Genomic DNA, 14342 nt, shown 5'->3' on the forward strand with positions numbered 1-14342 from the left:
CCTTGCTTAGTTAGGCTTAGGCCGACTTAATCGAAATATACCGTTTGGCCGGTTTGGGCCGATTTATAGATGGCTTCCAAAATTTCCGTGACCACAAGCGCCTGTTCCGGCTTCACGAGCGGCTCTTTATCTTCCAAAACCGCCTGCACCCAGGCTCTGGCTTCACGGGTGGATTCGTTTTCCTGTTTTCCTTGGTAGAAGGCGACCCCGCCGGCTCCGAGATCCACGTTGGTTTCGTACAAGCGGCTCAATTTTTCGCCGTTCAGGCGCAGTCCGTTGGTCATATCGGCGCCGCCTTCGGTGCCGCACAGCAGCGTTTTTGCTTCTCCGACCTCGACGACATTAAGCGCCCAGCTGGATTCCAAAATGATCGTCGCCCCGTTTTTCATCGTAATGAAGCCAAACGCGGAATCCTCGACTTTAAATTGCTCGGGATCCCAAGGGCCAAACGCGTTTGCCGCATTTTCACGGTTTCCGAGTTTATGGAATACGGAGCCGGTTACACTTTTCGGCTCGTAATTGTTCATCAGCCACAAGGTCAAGTCAAGCGCATGGGTGCCGATGTCGATCAACGGTCCCCCGCCCTGCTTCTCCTCGTCCAGGAACACGCCCCATGTCGGAACGGCGCGGCGGCGCAGCGCCAGCGCTTTCCCGAGGTAGATGTCGCCCAGCTCGCCGTTTTCGCACAGTTCCTTCAAATACAAACTGTCGCTGCGGAAACGGTTTTGGTACGCGACCGACAGCTTTTTCCCCGTGCGTTTGGCCGCGTCCAGCATCTGCCGGGCTTGCTCCGCCGTTTTGGCCATCGGCTTTTCGCACATGACATGACGGCCCGACTCCAGCGAAGCGACGGTGATTTCCGCGTGCGAATCGTTTGGCGTGCAGACGTGCACCACTTCCGCATCGCTTTCCGCCAGCAATTTCCGGAAATCCGTAAATACTTTGGCTCCCTCTACCCCGTATTCAGCGGCAGCTTTTTGCGCGCGTTCCTCCACGATGTCGCAGAAGGCGACCAGTTCGGCCTCAGGCTGCTGCTTTAAGCTCGGCAAATGTTTGCCGTTCGCGATACCGCCGCATCCGATGACGGCTATTTTTAATGTTTTAGACATGAAGTTTTCCCCCTTGATCGGCATAAGCGCGTACCCAATTCATACTTACGGCAACGCTCTCCAGCGAATCTCCCGCGCAGTGATCCTGCTCTACGATCAGCCATTCCACACCTGCGTCGATCGCGGCATCGCCAATCGCGGCAACGGCGACTTCTCCCCGGCCCAGCTCGACCGTTTCCGGCGAACCGTCCGGCTTCTTGGCAACGTCCTTCCAGTGCACGAGCGGAAGGCGATCGCGATATGTAGCGATGTATGCCAGCGGATCCGCTCCGGCAAAGGCTACCCAGCAGGAATCCAGCTCCATCTGCAGCAGGGAGGCGGGCACCTGTTCATAAATCGCGTCCAGCACCGGTTTACCGTTTAGCGACTGGGTCAGCTCAAAATCATGATTATGATAGCAGAGAATCATTTCTTCCTCTTTACAGCGTTCCCCGAATTTTTTCAAGTCCTCAATGACCTCGGGCCAATGGTTGCGGTCTTCCTCCGACAGATACGGCACGACGATATAACGGTTGCCGATCGCCTTGTTGAAAGCGATCTCTTCATCGAGCGCAGCCTTTAAACGGTCGTAAGCCGTATGGGCACCCACCGCAACCAGCCCGGTTTCCTCAAGGATTTGCTGTACTTGTTCCACAGTTCTTCCGTAAAATCCGGCAAACTCCACGCCCTTATACCCAAGCTCGGCCACCTTGCGCAACGTGCCTTCAAAATCGCGTTCCAAATGATCTCTAACCGTATAGAGCTGCAGTCCAACCTTTGTCATAAAATATCACCTCTCCATTAAAATGAAAGACTCTACTTTAAACTATCCGCGCTTTCCAGCAAAATATGCCGGCCTTCGCGCGATGAACGGGCTACGGCATGCATCGCCTCCAGCACATGGTAGCCGAGTTTGCCGCTGGCCCGGTGTTCCCGGCCTTCAAGAATCGCCCTGGCCATATCCTCGATGCCGCGGCCGCGCTCATTTTCGCCGCATTCAAACACCGGCGGGACGGTTTCCCAAACATCGCTGCCCGAACGGCTGACCTTCACGTCGCCGTTAAAGTGGTTCGGGTCGGGGACAAGCAGCGTCCCTTCGGTCCCGTAGATCTCGATGCGGGGCAGAACGCTTCCGCCGGGGACATCGAAGCTGGTCACGAGCGTGCCGATGGCGCCTCCGGCAAAATCCAACGTGGCGCTGTAGTGCGTCGGCGTATGCACCGGGATCGTTTTGCCGGCGTTTGGTCCGGTTTTGACCGTGCGTTCGGGAACCAGGTTGCCCGCCGAGCCGCTGATGCGCGCGATCGGCCCGAGCAGTTCCACAAACGCGGTCAAATAGTACGGCCCCATGTCGAACATCGGTCCCCCGCCTTCCGCGTAGAAAAACTCGGGATTCGGGTGCCAGCTTTCCGGGCCTCCGCTCATCATAAACGCGGTGGCCGCCACCGGCCGGCCGATCAGCCCGTCCGCAATGGCCTTGCGGCTCGTCTCGATGCCTGCGCCAAGAAACGTATCGGGAGCGCAGCCTACGCGGAGATTTTTGGCCGCCGCCAGTTCCAGCATGCTTCCCGCGTCCTCCAGCGAGATCGCCAGCGGCTTCTCCACGTACACATGCTTGCCTTGGGCAAGCGCTGCCATATTGACGGCGGCGTGGGACGACGGTACGGTCAAGTTCAACACCAGGTCGATATCTTGCCGTCCCAGCAATTCCTCCACGGTGTAGACGTTTTCAATTGCGAATTGTTCTGCCCGTTCGCGCGCCTTCTCCGGGAGAAGATCGGCTACTGCCGTAATCCTGGCGACTTCGCTTTGCCCGAGGTACGTCAAGTATACTGGACTGATGTTGCCGCAGCCGATCATGCCAATCTTCATAGTCATTTCTGGTCACTCCTGATGTGAGTATCTGTGCTGTTTCCATGTACAATGGTATTTCAAATTGCGCTGATATAAAATGAATAATATGATTAAAACATGAACAATCTGGTCATTATTTTTGGAGATCCCTACGGAGGTCGGTTATGAAACCTAATTCGAACCTGCAGATTTTATTGGCCGGCTATTCGGTCCACCATAAGCCGTTTCATACGGTACAGCCGGACGGGCACGAAAACTATTTGATCCGGCTGCAAACCTCGGGTAAATGCCGGTCCCGGTTAGACGGCCGGCTGGAACTGCTCGAGCCCGGGGATCTGCTGCTGTTCGCGCCGGGCGAACCCTATGAGCTGAAGATTGAAGCCGAAATGAGCGGGCTTGGCGAATCGCTGGTGTCCAGCGGCGATTATCATATTTTTTTGGCCGGTGAATGGATCGAAACGTGGTGGAAAAAAAGGGCCAGGCCCCACCGGGTGAAGGTACCGCTTTCCGAGGGCATCGTCGGAGCTTTCCGGCAAATTATGCTGGAGCAGCGCCGCATAGCCAACCCTGCTCCGGAAATCGCGGAATACTATTTGAAAATATTGTGCATGGACATCGACCGGAATCTGCTGGCTCAGCCATTGCCTGCCTATCCGACTTATCTTGCCCATCGGATCAAAAATTATATTGAAGAAAACGCCTCCTCCCCCTTCAAATTGGAGGATGCCGCCGCCTATGCCGGCATCAGCGTTTCCCGGGCGGTGCATCTGTTTAAGGAAACGTTCGGGACAAGTATCATTCAATATACGCTGGAGGTCAGGCTGAACATGGCGCGCGAGCGGATTATTTTCAGTCCGCTTTCTCTTGAGCATGTCGCGGAGAGCTCCGGTTTCCCCAGCTATAATTATTTTCATAAAGTGTTCCGCAAAAAGTTCGGCATGTCGCCGCGGCAGTTCCGGCAACAAGCGCGCGGCCAGCAGCCGGTATAAGAAAAACGCCGCAAGGGGCTTAGTATCTCCCCTGCGGCGTTTCATCGTTTGCGGACCTTCAGGCCTGCGTTGTTTCGCGCAGACGCGCTTTTCTTTTTTTCATTTGCGTGCCGAGGCCGATCACGGCGACGATCACAAGCACTTCAAACCCGTATTTGATCCAATTGCTGACGAACAGATCATGAATGAGCGGCTCCTCAACGATCATTTTCGCCGAGGTCCAGGCGAGGACGGCGGCGCCGATCGTAATGACGATCGGGAAGCGCTCCGTCAGTTTCAGAATCAGCGTGCTGCCCCAGACCATAATCGGAACGGAGACGGCCAGCCCGATAATGACGAGCAGGAAATCGCCGTGCGCCGCGCCGGCCACCGCCAGCACGTTGTCCAGACCCATCATCGCGTCGGCGATGATAATGGTCCGGATCGCCGCCCACATCTGGTTGCCCGCATTGATCTCGTGGCTTTTTTCATCCACGATCAATTTGTAGGCAATCCAAACGAGCGCCAGCCCCCCGGCGAGCCGCAGCCCGGGAATATTCAGCAGCTGTACAACGAGCAGCGTCATGACGACGCGGATGAGAATGGCGCCGACGGTCCCCCAAATAATCACTTTTTTCTGATCTTTTTGCGGCACGTTGCGTGCGGCAAGTCCGATTACGATCGCATTGTCCCCGGCAAGCACGAGATCGATCAATATGATGGATAGCAGTGCGGCCCAAAATTCCGGAGATAATAATTCCATGTTTCTCTCCCCTTTCATAGTTTCCCATGCATCGACCCATTTTTTTGCTTCAGACGGATCTACGGGAAGAAACGCCTTCTTCCATCCAAAAAAAATGCGCCGTGTCCATATTGGGCACGACGCAAAAACGCATCAAAAAAGACCTTTACCCAATACTCGCTACGGGCAAAGGTCTCGCTAACAACTAAGTTACGTTGCCAATAAAGCCGGGGTATGTATAACTCCCGTAATGACGACTTTATTGTATAAGCTACTCCCCTTTGGGAACCATGCATGTTTTCTTGGAGCTATTGTACCACGTCCCGTGAAAGAGCACCAGCTTTTTCGGAGAATCGTTTTGGCTTTTTCCGAAAAAACGCTATAATGATATCGAAACGGAGGGATCATGATGAGCTCAGCGTCAAATACAAAGGTAGAACTGGCCACTTTTGCCGGAGGCTGCTTCTGGTGTATGGTTTCGCCGTTTGAGGAGCTGCCCGGCATACACGGTATTATATCGGGATATACAGGGGGACACACGGTAAACCCTACTTACGAGGAGGTTTGCGCCGGCGGAACCGGCCATTACGAGGCCGTGCAAATCCGATTTGACCCGGCGGTGTTTCCGTACCGCAAGCTGCTTGAGCTTTACTGGCAGCAAATCGACCCGACCGATGAAGGCGGGCAATTTCATGACCGGGGCGAATCGTACCGGACGGCTATTTTTTATCATAATGAAGAGCAGCGGCGGGAAGCGGAGGAATCCAAGCTGACGCTGGAAGAAAGCGGCCGCTTCGACAAACCGGTCGTCACACCGATTCTTCCGGCGGCTCCTTTTTATCCTGCCGAAGAATATCATCAGCAATACCATAAAAAAAATCCGCTGCATTACAAGCTGTATCGCAAAGGCTCGGGCCGCGAGGATTTCCTGGAACGGCATTGGTCCGGTCCTGCCGACCCGGAGGAGCTGAAGCGCCGGCTCACGCCGATCCAATTTGAAGTTACGCAAAAGAACGCCACCGAGCGGCCCTTTACCGGCGAGTATTGGGATCACGGCGAAGAAGGCATCTACGTGGATATCGTTTCGGGCGAGCCACTTTTTTGCTCCCGCGATAAATTCGACGCCGGCTGCGGCTGGCCAAGCTTTACCCGCCCGATCCGCAGCTACCATATCAAGGAGAAGACGGACACCAGCCACTTTATGGTCCGCACCGAGGTGCGCAGCCGGCTGGGCGACTCCCATTTGGGCCACGTGTTCGACGACGGACCGGAACCAACCGGCCTGCGTTACTGCATCAACTCTGCGGCGCTGCGGTTCGTTCCGAAGGCCGATATGGAGAAGGAAGGCTACGGCGAGTATCTTGTGTTGTTCGATGAGCCTGGGAAATAGAACGTTGTCGGGGGATAATAGGCCGTGACGGGTGGCCGGCGGCTTAGGTAAGTCGGGCATGCAGCAGTAAACCAGCGTACGCAAATCCACGAGGCGCTACTTGTTGCCACGAGCTGCAAAAGTGCAGGCGAATTTCGTCGGATTTTCTCGAAACAGGTGGTCCAACTGCAAAAATGCAGTTCATTTCTCGTAATAAGCCCCCTTTTTTTCGAACAGCCCCCGAAGAGATGTACTTTTGCATTTGAATCGTCTGCAACCGGGCTTTTACAGAAAAAAAGAGGCACTTTTGCAGTTGAAAAGGTTGCTCCACGACCATGGCACCGAAAAATGGTCAGGGCAACCTTTTTTGAACCATACTTATCGGCGTTCCCGCCTTAGGCTTCAGCGCCGCCGTCCGGGTTTTGTCCCGCTTTTTTCCGGGCGCGGAAACGCCGCACCTTCATCAGATTGCCGCACATTTTATCGTCGCAGTATTTTTTCGTCCGATTCCGCGTATCGTCATAAAATATCCACCTGCAGTCCGGATTATCGCAAACGCGGATGCGGCCGGCCTCCCCTTGCAAAACGGTCTGGCCGAAGCTTGCGGCCACCTCCGCCATCACCTGTTCCCATTCCGCCGCAACCGGCCGGTATTCCAGCTTGACGGTTCCGCCATCGCCGGGCGCAAACTCCCGATACACCCTCCCCGGCTCCATATATTGATTCAACAGCCGCCAATCCTCCCCGGCCATTTCTTCACCGCCGGCCAATTTGACCGCCAGAGCATGCAACCCCTTCCGAAGCTGCCGCATCGCCGTGATGTCCCCAACCGCTGCCGGAACCGGCGCCCGCAGCTGCCAGTCGCTTAGAAACCGGGACTGCCACGGCAGCTTCTCCAGCCGGTCCTCGCTACGGCCGCTGCCTTTCCAGTCATGCCATTCGCTGTTGATGAAATCACTCCAAAGCGTCTCCAAATCACTTGCCTCCCAAAGCTGCTTGTAACTATTTAAACATGAAATAGGCGGTTACATCCTGAGCGTTATTTTGGTACAATCACAGTGTAACCTTTTAATAGAAGATTAGCCAGTTACATTGATGAGGAGGAAGTAAGGATGAGCGTAAACGCAGTTGATTTGTTGCTTGTGCAAAAAGACAATACCTGGGAGCTGGAAGAGTGGATCGTTCCTTTATCCGTCGCGCTTGCGAACGTCACGGCCGAACAGGCGGCTTGGGCGCCGCCGGGCGGGGGTAATACGATTTGGCAAACCGTAAGCCATATCAATTATTACAACCAACGGATCCTAAGCCGCTTGCGGGGGATCGATCCGGGTCCCGGCGTGGACACGAACGAAGAAACGTTTGGCGGGCCGGGAGACGACCTGAACGATAGCGACTGGAACAACATCCTCGCTGAAACGAAACGGATCGAGTTGGAGCTGCGCGAGGCGATCGCTTCCCTAAGCGAAGCCGATCTGGAAGCCCCTTATGGCTCAAGCACGGAAACGATCGGCCGCGAGCTTTCCCGCTGGATGCTGCATGATGCCTACCATGCCGGACAAATCGTGCTTATCCGCCGGCAGCAGGGCTCCTGGAGATCCTAGCGAGTCCCTGCCGGCAATTCGCCGGATGCAAGCGGCAAAAAAACGGCCCGAGCCTTAAGCTCGAGCCGTTTTCTCCTTAACTTTAACCCGGTGCGGGACGCGCAGCGGCGTCAACTGACCGTGTCCGTAATGAACGGTCCAGGTGATCACTTTACCCGCTATAAGAACTGCCATAATCGTAAACAAAGTTTCTTTAAAAGGCAGATATAATAATGAAATCGTTAGAACGATGGCATCCATCAGTACAAACATGGCACCGATTTTGATTCCGGACCATTGGCTAAGCAGCATCGATAAGATGTCGTCTCCCCCGCTCGCTCCGCCCGCCCGCAGCACCAGACCCGCCCCGATACCGGTCAGCAAGCCCGACAACAGCGCCGCCAGCGGCAAATTGTTGCGCAAATCAATCATCAGCGGCGAGAATTGCTCGCACAATTCATAAAATGCCGAAAACGCAAGCGATGAAAATAAAGTATTAAGGACAAACTTACGTCCTTTGAAAAACCAGGCCAGCAGTACAATCGGCACATCTAGCACGATCATCGTCAGCGCCGGCGGCAGATTAAACAAATATTTGCCGAGCAAGGCCAGACCGACAAAACCGCCTTCCGACAATCCGTTCTGAAAATTAATGTGATAATAAGCAAAAGCCAATAAACATGAGCCAAACATCATTATCAATAGCGATTTTCCGTCAACTTGCCATCTTGTCTTGTTCCTCATACGGGATCCCTCTTATCGTAGTTTGGTTGACCTTACGCCAACGCCCTACGGAGAAGGTCCTTGAGGACTTTATCCTTCGCATGATGTCACGCCTCTTTCGTAGGGTTGTTGGCCGTAACCGACAGTCCACGAAAGAAGCTAAGTATAAGAGAGATCACAACGTTTCCAAATCGTCCTTGGGGAATTCGTCCTTCGGGAACTCATGGTATCCTGATCCTTTCTTTAGATTTTTCTTATATTTATATTATACCACAAAGCCAAACATGACTACAGCAGTCATCCAAATTTCGATAAATTCAGGCGAATAGTGTGATGTATATCATTGCAACCTACGAACAGTTCACATTTCAGCAAATTTCAGTGTGACGAAAATCACCTTTACGCGATTCACCCCTGCCTATACTGAGGTGGAAGCGAAATGAAATTCCAGGAAAGAAGGTCTTCACTAATGCTTGACGCCAAAACTATTGAAATCATCAAGTCGACCGTACCCGTACTCGAAGTTCACGGCGAAACGATAACCAAAAAGTTTTATGAAACGATGTTTAAAAATCATCCCGAATTGCTCAACATATTCAACCATGCCAACCAGCGCCAAGGCAAGCAGCCGACGGCTCTCGCCAACGCCGTTTACGCCGCCGCCGCGCATATCGACCGCCTGGAAGAAATTCTCCCGGTCGTTCGCGGTATCGCGCAAAAACACCGGGCGCTTGGCATTATGCCGGAGCATTATCCGATTGTTGGCGAAAACCTGCTGGCGGCCATCAAAATGGTGCTCGGCGATGCTGCAACCGATGAAATTCTGGAAGCCTGGGGCAAAGCCTACGGCGTGATCGCCAATGTGTTCATCAGCACCGAAGCGGAGATGTACAAGGAGGCCGAACAGCAAAAAGGCGGCTGGCGGGGATTCCGCAAGTTTATCGTCGACCGCAAAGTCAAGGAAAGCGAAGTCATCACCTCGTTTTACTTGAAGCCGGAAGACGGCGGGGAAATCGCCTCCTACCAGCCGGGCCAGTACATTACCGTGCGCGTAAAGCCGGAGGGCCAGGAATTCACCCACCTGCGCCATTACAGCCTGTCCAAGGCTCCCGGCCAGCCCTTTTACCGGATTTCCGTCAAACGGGAAGACGCTGTGGAAGGCCAGCCGGCCGGCATCGTATCCACTTATTTGCATGAGCGGATCGGCGAAGGCGACGTGCTTGAACTAAGCGCGCCGGCTGGAGATTTCACGCTCGACCAATCGAAGCAAATACCGCTCGTCCTGCTCAGCGGCGGCGTCGGGCTCACGCCGATGATCAGCATGCTGGAAACGGCGCTGCAAAACGGCTCGGGGCGCGAGATCGTCTACATCCACGCCGCCCGGAGCGGAAGACACCACGCGATGAAAGAGCATGTCGCCGAGCTTACGCGAACCCATGACAATCTTCGTTCCTATTTTATTTACGAAACCGCGGAAGCCGAGGAAACCCCCGATAAAACGGGCTACATCGATCTCCCATGGTTGAAGAGCGTCACGGACGCGAGCAGCGATTTTTATTTTTGCGGCCCTCTGCCGTTCATGAAAGCGATCAACCGAGCCTTGAAAGAATGGGGCGTTCCCGAAGAGCGGATTCACTTCGAGTTTTTCGGGCCGGCCGACAGCCTTGAGGATACGATGAGCAAATAACGTATCGGCTGCCTGAGTGTAGGATAGAGTTTGACAGCCTTTGATTGGAAAAATCCAATAGAATGACGAAAATAGCACGCTATTTTGAACTCTCGTTGGAAAAAATCCAATAGAATTCGCTCAAATCACCCATTTTGCGCCCTGCCGATCCTCATCTATTGGAAAATATCCAATCAAGCGTCCGTATTTACCTTTGAATTTCCAATTCAATTGGATATTTCCAATCAGAACGATGCGTGTCGGGTGCGGGGACCGGCTATCCATCCGATTATCTCAAGTTAACCGTCCGCCGAAATTGTCGCGTGCTAATTGGAAAAAGCGCGGGCCGAGGGAAACGTCCCTCACTCGCGCTTTTTGTACTTGGTACTGCACCGGCCTATTCCTTATGATGGCCGCGCAGCAGCCGGTTGACCGTTTCCCGTCTCACGCCGATTAGCTGCCCGATCTCTTCCTGGGTCAAATATTCGGTCAACGGAACGCCGTGGGCATGCCGGTTCAGCCATTTGCTCAAGAGCTCCAGCCGTTCGGCCGGCGTGCCGACCGTCAGATGATCCAGGCGCTCCTGCATAAACCGGACCTTCTCCTGAAGAAGTTCGGCCACTTCCAGCGGTTTCTGCGGATTATCCTGGAGCTCCCGGTACCAGCTCTGGGCCGGTATCGCCTCGACCTCGCTGCGCATTAGGGCGATCGCCGTACCGTGGATCTCCTTCGGTGAAATCAAGGAATGATGCGGAACCGTCTCTCCCGGATATAAAATGTTAAATAAAACCATATTTCCGTTCTCATGCAGGCGTGTCACTTTGAACAGCCCGCTTTTGATATGGTATAAAAACGAACCGTCATCCCCTTGGCGGAATAAGATTTCGCCCTTATGCAAAATCATATGATCTCTCTCCATTCCCCTGAATCACAATTATCTCCATTATAGCAAAAAAGACAGGGGCTGTCCCTTGCATCCTTTGAAATGCCGGCAAATGCGGGCAGCGATCCAACCATTCAGTCATCATCGGCGTTCCGCGCGCCAAAAGTAACGAGGCTGCCCTGCAGGGCAGCCTCGTACATTTAAGCAATAGTCGGGAGCTACTTGTCCGGTTGCCGGAGCTTGTCTGTCCACGATTCATAGCTGTGGACGGCCACGCCGGCAAACGAGACATGCTGCCCTCCGAGCTTCTCCAGTTGCTTCATCTCCCGGGTCAGGGAAGCGAGCGGCTGTTCATGAAAGGAAACGCCCGGCCCTTCCGTGCTTTCCCCAAGTTCAACACCCACCCAAACCCGCTTCCCCTGCCGGTCGGCTTCGGACAATGTCGTCCGCGAAAGCTCGTAGCTCCGCCCGGCCTTATCGCGGTAGGCCATGATCGCCAAATAATCGAACTGGCTTACCATCCAATCGCCAAGCGGCATCTGCACGCTTTCGGACGGGTGGTCGATTTCATCGAGCCAGAAAGGAACCGCTGCCCCTATCTGCAAGTTGTTGTATTTGGCCGTTTCCGTCCAGGCCCGGATGCCTTCCATCCACTGCTCGACAATCGACTCCCGCTCTTTGGTCCACGTCTTCAGCAAATAGGGCTCGACGTCGAACTGCACGCCTTTGAACCGTTCCTCGGGTGAAACCCCGCGGTTATAAACCGCCACCCAATTCAGGAAGTCATCTCCCTCCTGCCGCTGCTCCCGCAGCGCCCATTCGGGGTGTCCGTTTAAAGCGTGAACCTCGATCCCATGCGACGTGGCCAAACTTATAAAACGGCGGTAGCTCTCATTGTGCACTTCGCTGCCGATCTGCAGGAAGATGACTTTGACATCCTCCTGCTTGGCGAAGTCCACGATCTCTTCGGGCCGCTGCTCAATCTGTGCGGCGTCCCAGATCCAGGTCGCTTTCGGCTGCGGGCCTTCGGGGAGAAAAACGAGCATCAGCACCACCATCAGCATCAGCAACACTCCCCCCAGAACAACGATCGCCAACCGCTTGCGCCGCGCGATGAATCCGGCCATTCTCATCCGCAGCGCCGTTTTGTTGCGCAATATTCCGTTACCCGACGATCAGCGCTGCGGCTTCCACGTTCACCGGATGGACGGAATGTCCGATTTTGTAGATATGCGGAAGCGAATAGTCACGGAAAGCGTTGCGCGTATCGACGATCGGTACGCCCAGTCCGGCGATGGCGCCGTAGTCCAGATTGCTGTGATTCGTCACCAGCACGATGCAATCGTACATTTTGAACTTGTCCAGCTCGTAGCTGACGCTATGCACCACGCCGCCCGATTTTTCCCGGAAGCTGGTCGCGTAAGGATCGTAATAATCCACTCTGGCGCCGCTGTCCTTGAACAGCTCGTACACCGCAAGCCCCGGCGATTCGCGCAGGTCGGCGATATCCGGCTTGTAGGCCATGCCGAGCACGAGAATTTTCGATTTTTTGACCGACTTGGCATATTCGTTTAAAATTTTGGACGTTTTGTTGATGACGTAATAAGGCATGTTGTCGTTCGTCGATTGAGCCAGCTCGATAAATTGGCTATAGAAACGGAAGCCTTTCGCTTTCCAGGACAGATACATCGGATCCAGCGGAATGCAGTGGCCGCCGATGCCCGGCCCCGGATAAAACGGCATGAAGCCAAACGGCTTCGTTTTGGCCGCGTCGATGACTTCCCAAATGTCGATGCCCATCCGGTCGCACATCATCGCCATTTCGTTGACGAAAGCGATGTTAACGCTGCGGAACGTGTTTTCCAGCAGCTTGGACATTTCCGCAACTTTCGGCGAGGATACCGGCACGACCGTCTGGACATACCGGGAATACAGCGCCGTTCCCAGCTCGAGGCAGGCTTTGGTCGTTCCCCCAATGACCTTCGGGGTATTGTAAGTATTAAATTTGGAGTTGGACGGGTCCACCCGTTCCGGCGAGAAGCACAGGAAGAAGTCCTCCCCGGCGACGTATCCCAGCTTCTCCAGCTCCTGCTGGATCAGTTCCTCCGTCGTTCCCGGATATGTTGTACTTTCCAAGGTGATCAGCATGCCTTTTTTCATGTAACGTTTGATTTGCTCCACTACCGTCACGATATAAGAGGTATCCGGATCCTGATTTTCACTTAACGGGGTTGGCACGCAAATGCTGACCGCGTCGATCTCCGACAGGACGGCATAGTCCGTCGTCGGCTTAAACCGGCCGCTCGCCATCGCGGCGGCCAGCGTTTCGGACGGGATATCGTGTATGTACGATTCCCCGCGCTCAATCTTGTCGATTTTGCCGGCATCCAAATCGATCCCGACGACCCGGAAGCCCTGCTTCACCATCTCGACAGCCAGCGGCAATCCGACATATCCAAGGCCTACGACACCAAGCACGGCCGTTTTCGACTCAATCGCATTCAACAGCTTATAGTAGTTATTATTCATAGGTTTCAACCTCCATTTTGTCTGTATAGGATTTGGTTACCTTTAAATAATGCAACGGCGGATCCGCGCGTCCAGCTCGACGGGGGAAAACGGCTTTGTAATGTAGTCGTCCACTCCGCTTTGAAAGCATAGGCTGATCGTTTTTTCGACGCGCTGCTCGCTGAGCACGACGATTCTCGGCGTTTCGTCTCCCTTGATCCGCTGAATTTGGTGGATGTACGGAAGTCCGTCAATGCCGTAAAGATTAAGTTCGGTTAACACCAGGTCCGGTTTCCAGCTTTCAATCAGCTCCAGCGCGGTAATCCCGTTATCGGCCGTTATCGTTTCGTAATTTTGCATTCCCAGCCGGATTTGCAAAAATTCCCGTACGGTGGCGTCGCCTTCCACGATCAGGATGCGGCTTTTGGCCAGCGGTGTATCATGTTGCGTAAAAATATGAATATCATCGGAATAGTTCAGTTTGGCCGCTTCTTCCAACTGCTGCAGCACCTCCGGCGTGATCTCTTCCTGGCTGGCAAAACCGGCGATCGCCACTTGCGGATGATAGTCCGCAATTCTTTCCTGAAGACGCAGCTTCAGCCGCAACCCCTCGAAATGGACCGTGTCCAAGGCTTGTCCCGGCAACAGGACGGCCACGCTACCCGGTTCTTTCCCGCTCCAAACTTCAAAATCAAGCCCCGACTCGGAATCCAGAATTCCCCGGACCTGCGTTTCCGCATAAGAGGGCCCGCCTGCGGAATAAATGAACACCATCCCGTTGACCTCGCAGGCGTTTTTCTCCACGCTTTGCTTCATGCTTGCATACACTTCGGATTGTTCCACTTCGCTTTGCACTGCCGCTATGTTTGGCATCATTCATTCCCGCCTTTCTTGAAACTTAGATTTTGGATTAGCCATGACCATGAATAAGAAAAGCTTCACGGTTGCTTGCTAACATCAG

Annotated in this window: 14 protein-coding genes; 4 read left to right on the plus strand and 10 right to left on the minus strand. The window is 54.1% G+C overall.

Translation table 11 applies throughout. The features are described 5' to 3' along the window. Window positions 1–26: 26 nt before the first annotated feature. Genes EHV15_RS28965 through EHV15_RS28975 form a run of 3 tightly spaced genes read right to left on the minus strand, consistent with a single transcriptional unit; the run spans window position 27 to window position 2966 of the window. Window positions 27–1109 (minus strand): Gfo/Idh/MocA family protein, encoded by a 1083-nt coding sequence (locus EHV15_RS28965; RefSeq protein WP_128634292.1) that lies wholly within the window; start codon window positions 1107–1109, stop codon window positions 27–29. Then, on the minus strand, window positions 1102–1872 hold the full coding sequence (locus EHV15_RS28970) for a sugar phosphate isomerase/epimerase family protein (protein ID WP_128634293.1): 771 nt from the start codon (window positions 1870–1872) through the stop codon (window positions 1102–1104). Before EHV15_RS28970 ends, EHV15_RS28965 begins: the two co-directional genes overlap by 8 nt. A gap of 32 nt (window positions 1873–1904) precedes the next feature. Beyond that, window positions 1905–2966 (minus strand): Gfo/Idh/MocA family protein, encoded by a 1062-nt coding sequence (locus EHV15_RS28975; protein ID WP_128634294.1) that lies wholly within the window; start codon window positions 2964–2966, stop codon window positions 1905–1907. Window positions 2967–3106: 140 nt separating this feature from the next. Here EHV15_RS28975 and EHV15_RS28980 point away from each other — a divergent pair, with 140 nt between their 5' ends. Beyond that, entirely contained in the window at window positions 3107–3931 is an 825-nt protein-coding gene (locus tag EHV15_RS28980; RefSeq protein WP_128634295.1) for an AraC family transcriptional regulator, read from the plus strand. 58 nt (window positions 3932–3989) lie between these two features. On the opposite strand, the gene EHV15_RS28985 is transcribed toward EHV15_RS28980, so the two are convergent. Continuing rightward, window positions 3990–4673 carry a TerC family protein gene (locus tag EHV15_RS28985; protein WP_128634296.1) on the minus strand — a complete coding sequence of 228 codons (684 nt, stop codon included), beginning with the start codon at window positions 4671–4673 and terminating at the stop codon, window positions 3990–3992. 388 nt (window positions 4674–5061) lie between these two features. Between EHV15_RS28985 and msrB the strand changes: the two genes are divergently transcribed. After that, on the plus strand, window positions 5062–6042 hold the full coding sequence (gene msrB, locus EHV15_RS28990; RefSeq protein WP_128635595.1) for a peptide-methionine (R)-S-oxide reductase MsrB: 981 nt from the start codon (window positions 5062–5064) through the stop codon (window positions 6040–6042). A gap of 374 nt (window positions 6043–6416) precedes the next feature. Here msrB and EHV15_RS28995 read toward each other — a convergent pair whose 3' ends face one another. After that, window positions 6417–6995 (minus strand): CGNR zinc finger domain-containing protein, encoded by a 579-nt coding sequence (locus EHV15_RS28995; protein ID WP_128634297.1) that lies wholly within the window; start codon window positions 6993–6995, stop codon window positions 6417–6419. Between the two features lie 138 nt (window positions 6996–7133). Here EHV15_RS28995 and EHV15_RS29000 point away from each other — a divergent pair, with 138 nt between their 5' ends. Continuing rightward, window positions 7134–7622, plus strand: coding sequence for a DinB family protein (locus tag EHV15_RS29000; protein ID WP_128634298.1), 489 nt, complete (start codon window positions 7134–7136; stop codon window positions 7620–7622). 54 nt (window positions 7623–7676) lie between these two features. Here the strand turns inward: EHV15_RS29000 and EHV15_RS29005 are convergent, their stop codons facing one another. Continuing rightward, on the minus strand, window positions 7677–8345 hold the full coding sequence (locus EHV15_RS29005; RefSeq protein ID WP_128634299.1) for a YitT family protein: 669 nt from the start codon (window positions 8343–8345) through the stop codon (window positions 7677–7679). A 448-nt stretch (window positions 8346–8793) separates the two neighbouring features. On the opposite strand from EHV15_RS29005, the gene hmpA reads away from it, so the two are divergent. Beyond that, window positions 8794–10011 carry an NO-inducible flavohemoprotein gene (gene hmpA, locus EHV15_RS29010; RefSeq protein WP_128634300.1) on the plus strand — a complete coding sequence of 406 codons (1218 nt, stop codon included), beginning with the start codon at window positions 8794–8796 and terminating at the stop codon, window positions 10009–10011. A gap of 376 nt (window positions 10012–10387) precedes the next feature. Here hmpA and EHV15_RS29015 read toward each other — a convergent pair whose 3' ends face one another. The 4 genes from EHV15_RS29015 to EHV15_RS29030 form a co-directional block, all read right to left on the minus strand. Then, a complete protein-coding gene (locus tag EHV15_RS29015) occupies window positions 10388–10894 on the minus strand; it encodes a Crp/Fnr family transcriptional regulator (protein ID WP_128634301.1) in 507 nt (168 codons plus the stop codon). 197 nt (window positions 10895–11091) lie between these two features. Continuing rightward, window positions 11092–12030, minus strand: coding sequence for a hypothetical protein (locus tag EHV15_RS29020; protein ID WP_246061819.1), 939 nt, complete (start codon window positions 12028–12030; stop codon window positions 11092–11094). A 7-nt stretch (window positions 12031–12037) separates the two neighbouring features. Beyond that, the gene (locus tag EHV15_RS29025; protein ID WP_128634302.1) at window positions 12038–13402 is read right to left on the minus strand and encodes a nucleotide sugar dehydrogenase; all 1365 of its coding nucleotides are present in this window, start codon (window positions 13400–13402) and stop codon (window positions 12038–12040) included. A 42-nt stretch (window positions 13403–13444) separates the two neighbouring features. Then, window positions 13445–14257: a response regulator transcription factor gene (locus EHV15_RS29030; RefSeq protein WP_246061820.1), complete on the minus strand. Its 813-nt coding sequence runs from the start codon at window positions 14255–14257 to the stop codon at window positions 13445–13447. Window positions 14258–14342 lie beyond the last annotated feature (85 nt).

Source organism: Paenibacillus oralis (assembly GCF_003863965.1).
Classification (GTDB): Bacteria; Bacillota; Bacilli; order Paenibacillales; family Paenibacillaceae; genus Fontibacillus; species Fontibacillus oralis.

What these genes read in the sequence shown, in the direction of transcription:
- hmpA (WP_128634300.1), top strand. Translation starts at nt 8,794, where the DNA reads ATGCTTGACGCCAAAACTATTGAAATCATCAAGTCGACCGTACCCGTA.
- EHV15_RS28970 (WP_128634293.1), bottom strand. Translation starts at nt 1,872, where the DNA reads ATGACAAAGGTTGGACTGCAGCTCTATACGGTTAGAGATCATTTGGAA.
- EHV15_RS29005 (WP_128634299.1), bottom strand. Translation starts at nt 8,345, where the DNA reads ATGAGGAACAAGACAAGATGGCAAGTTGACGGAAAATCGCTATTGATA.
- EHV15_RS28965 (WP_128634292.1), bottom strand. Translation starts at nt 1,109, where the DNA reads ATGTCTAAAACATTAAAAATAGCCGTCATCGGATGCGGCGGTATCGCG.
- EHV15_RS29025 (WP_128634302.1), bottom strand. Translation starts at nt 13,402, where the DNA reads ATGAATAATAACTACTATAAGCTGTTGAATGCGATTGAGTCGAAAACG.
- EHV15_RS29000 (WP_128634298.1), top strand. Translation starts at nt 7,134, where the DNA reads ATGAGCGTAAACGCAGTTGATTTGTTGCTTGTGCAAAAAGACAATACC.
- EHV15_RS28975 (WP_128634294.1), bottom strand. Translation starts at nt 2,966, where the DNA reads ATGACTATGAAGATTGGCATGATCGGCTGCGGCAACATCAGTCCAGTA.
- EHV15_RS29015 (WP_128634301.1), bottom strand. Translation starts at nt 10,894, where the DNA reads ATGATTTTGCATAAGGGCGAAATCTTATTCCGCCAAGGGGATGACGGT.
- EHV15_RS28985 (WP_128634296.1), bottom strand. Translation starts at nt 4,673, where the DNA reads ATGGAATTATTATCTCCGGAATTTTGGGCCGCACTGCTATCCATCATA.
- msrB (WP_128635595.1), top strand. Translation starts at nt 5,062, where the DNA reads ATGAGCTCAGCGTCAAATACAAAGGTAGAACTGGCCACTTTTGCCGGA.
- EHV15_RS28980 (WP_128634295.1), top strand. Translation starts at nt 3,107, where the DNA reads ATGAAACCTAATTCGAACCTGCAGATTTTATTGGCCGGCTATTCGGTC.
- EHV15_RS29030 (WP_246061820.1), bottom strand. Translation starts at nt 14,257, where the DNA reads ATGATGCCAAACATAGCGGCAGTGCAAAGCGAAGTGGAACAATCCGAA.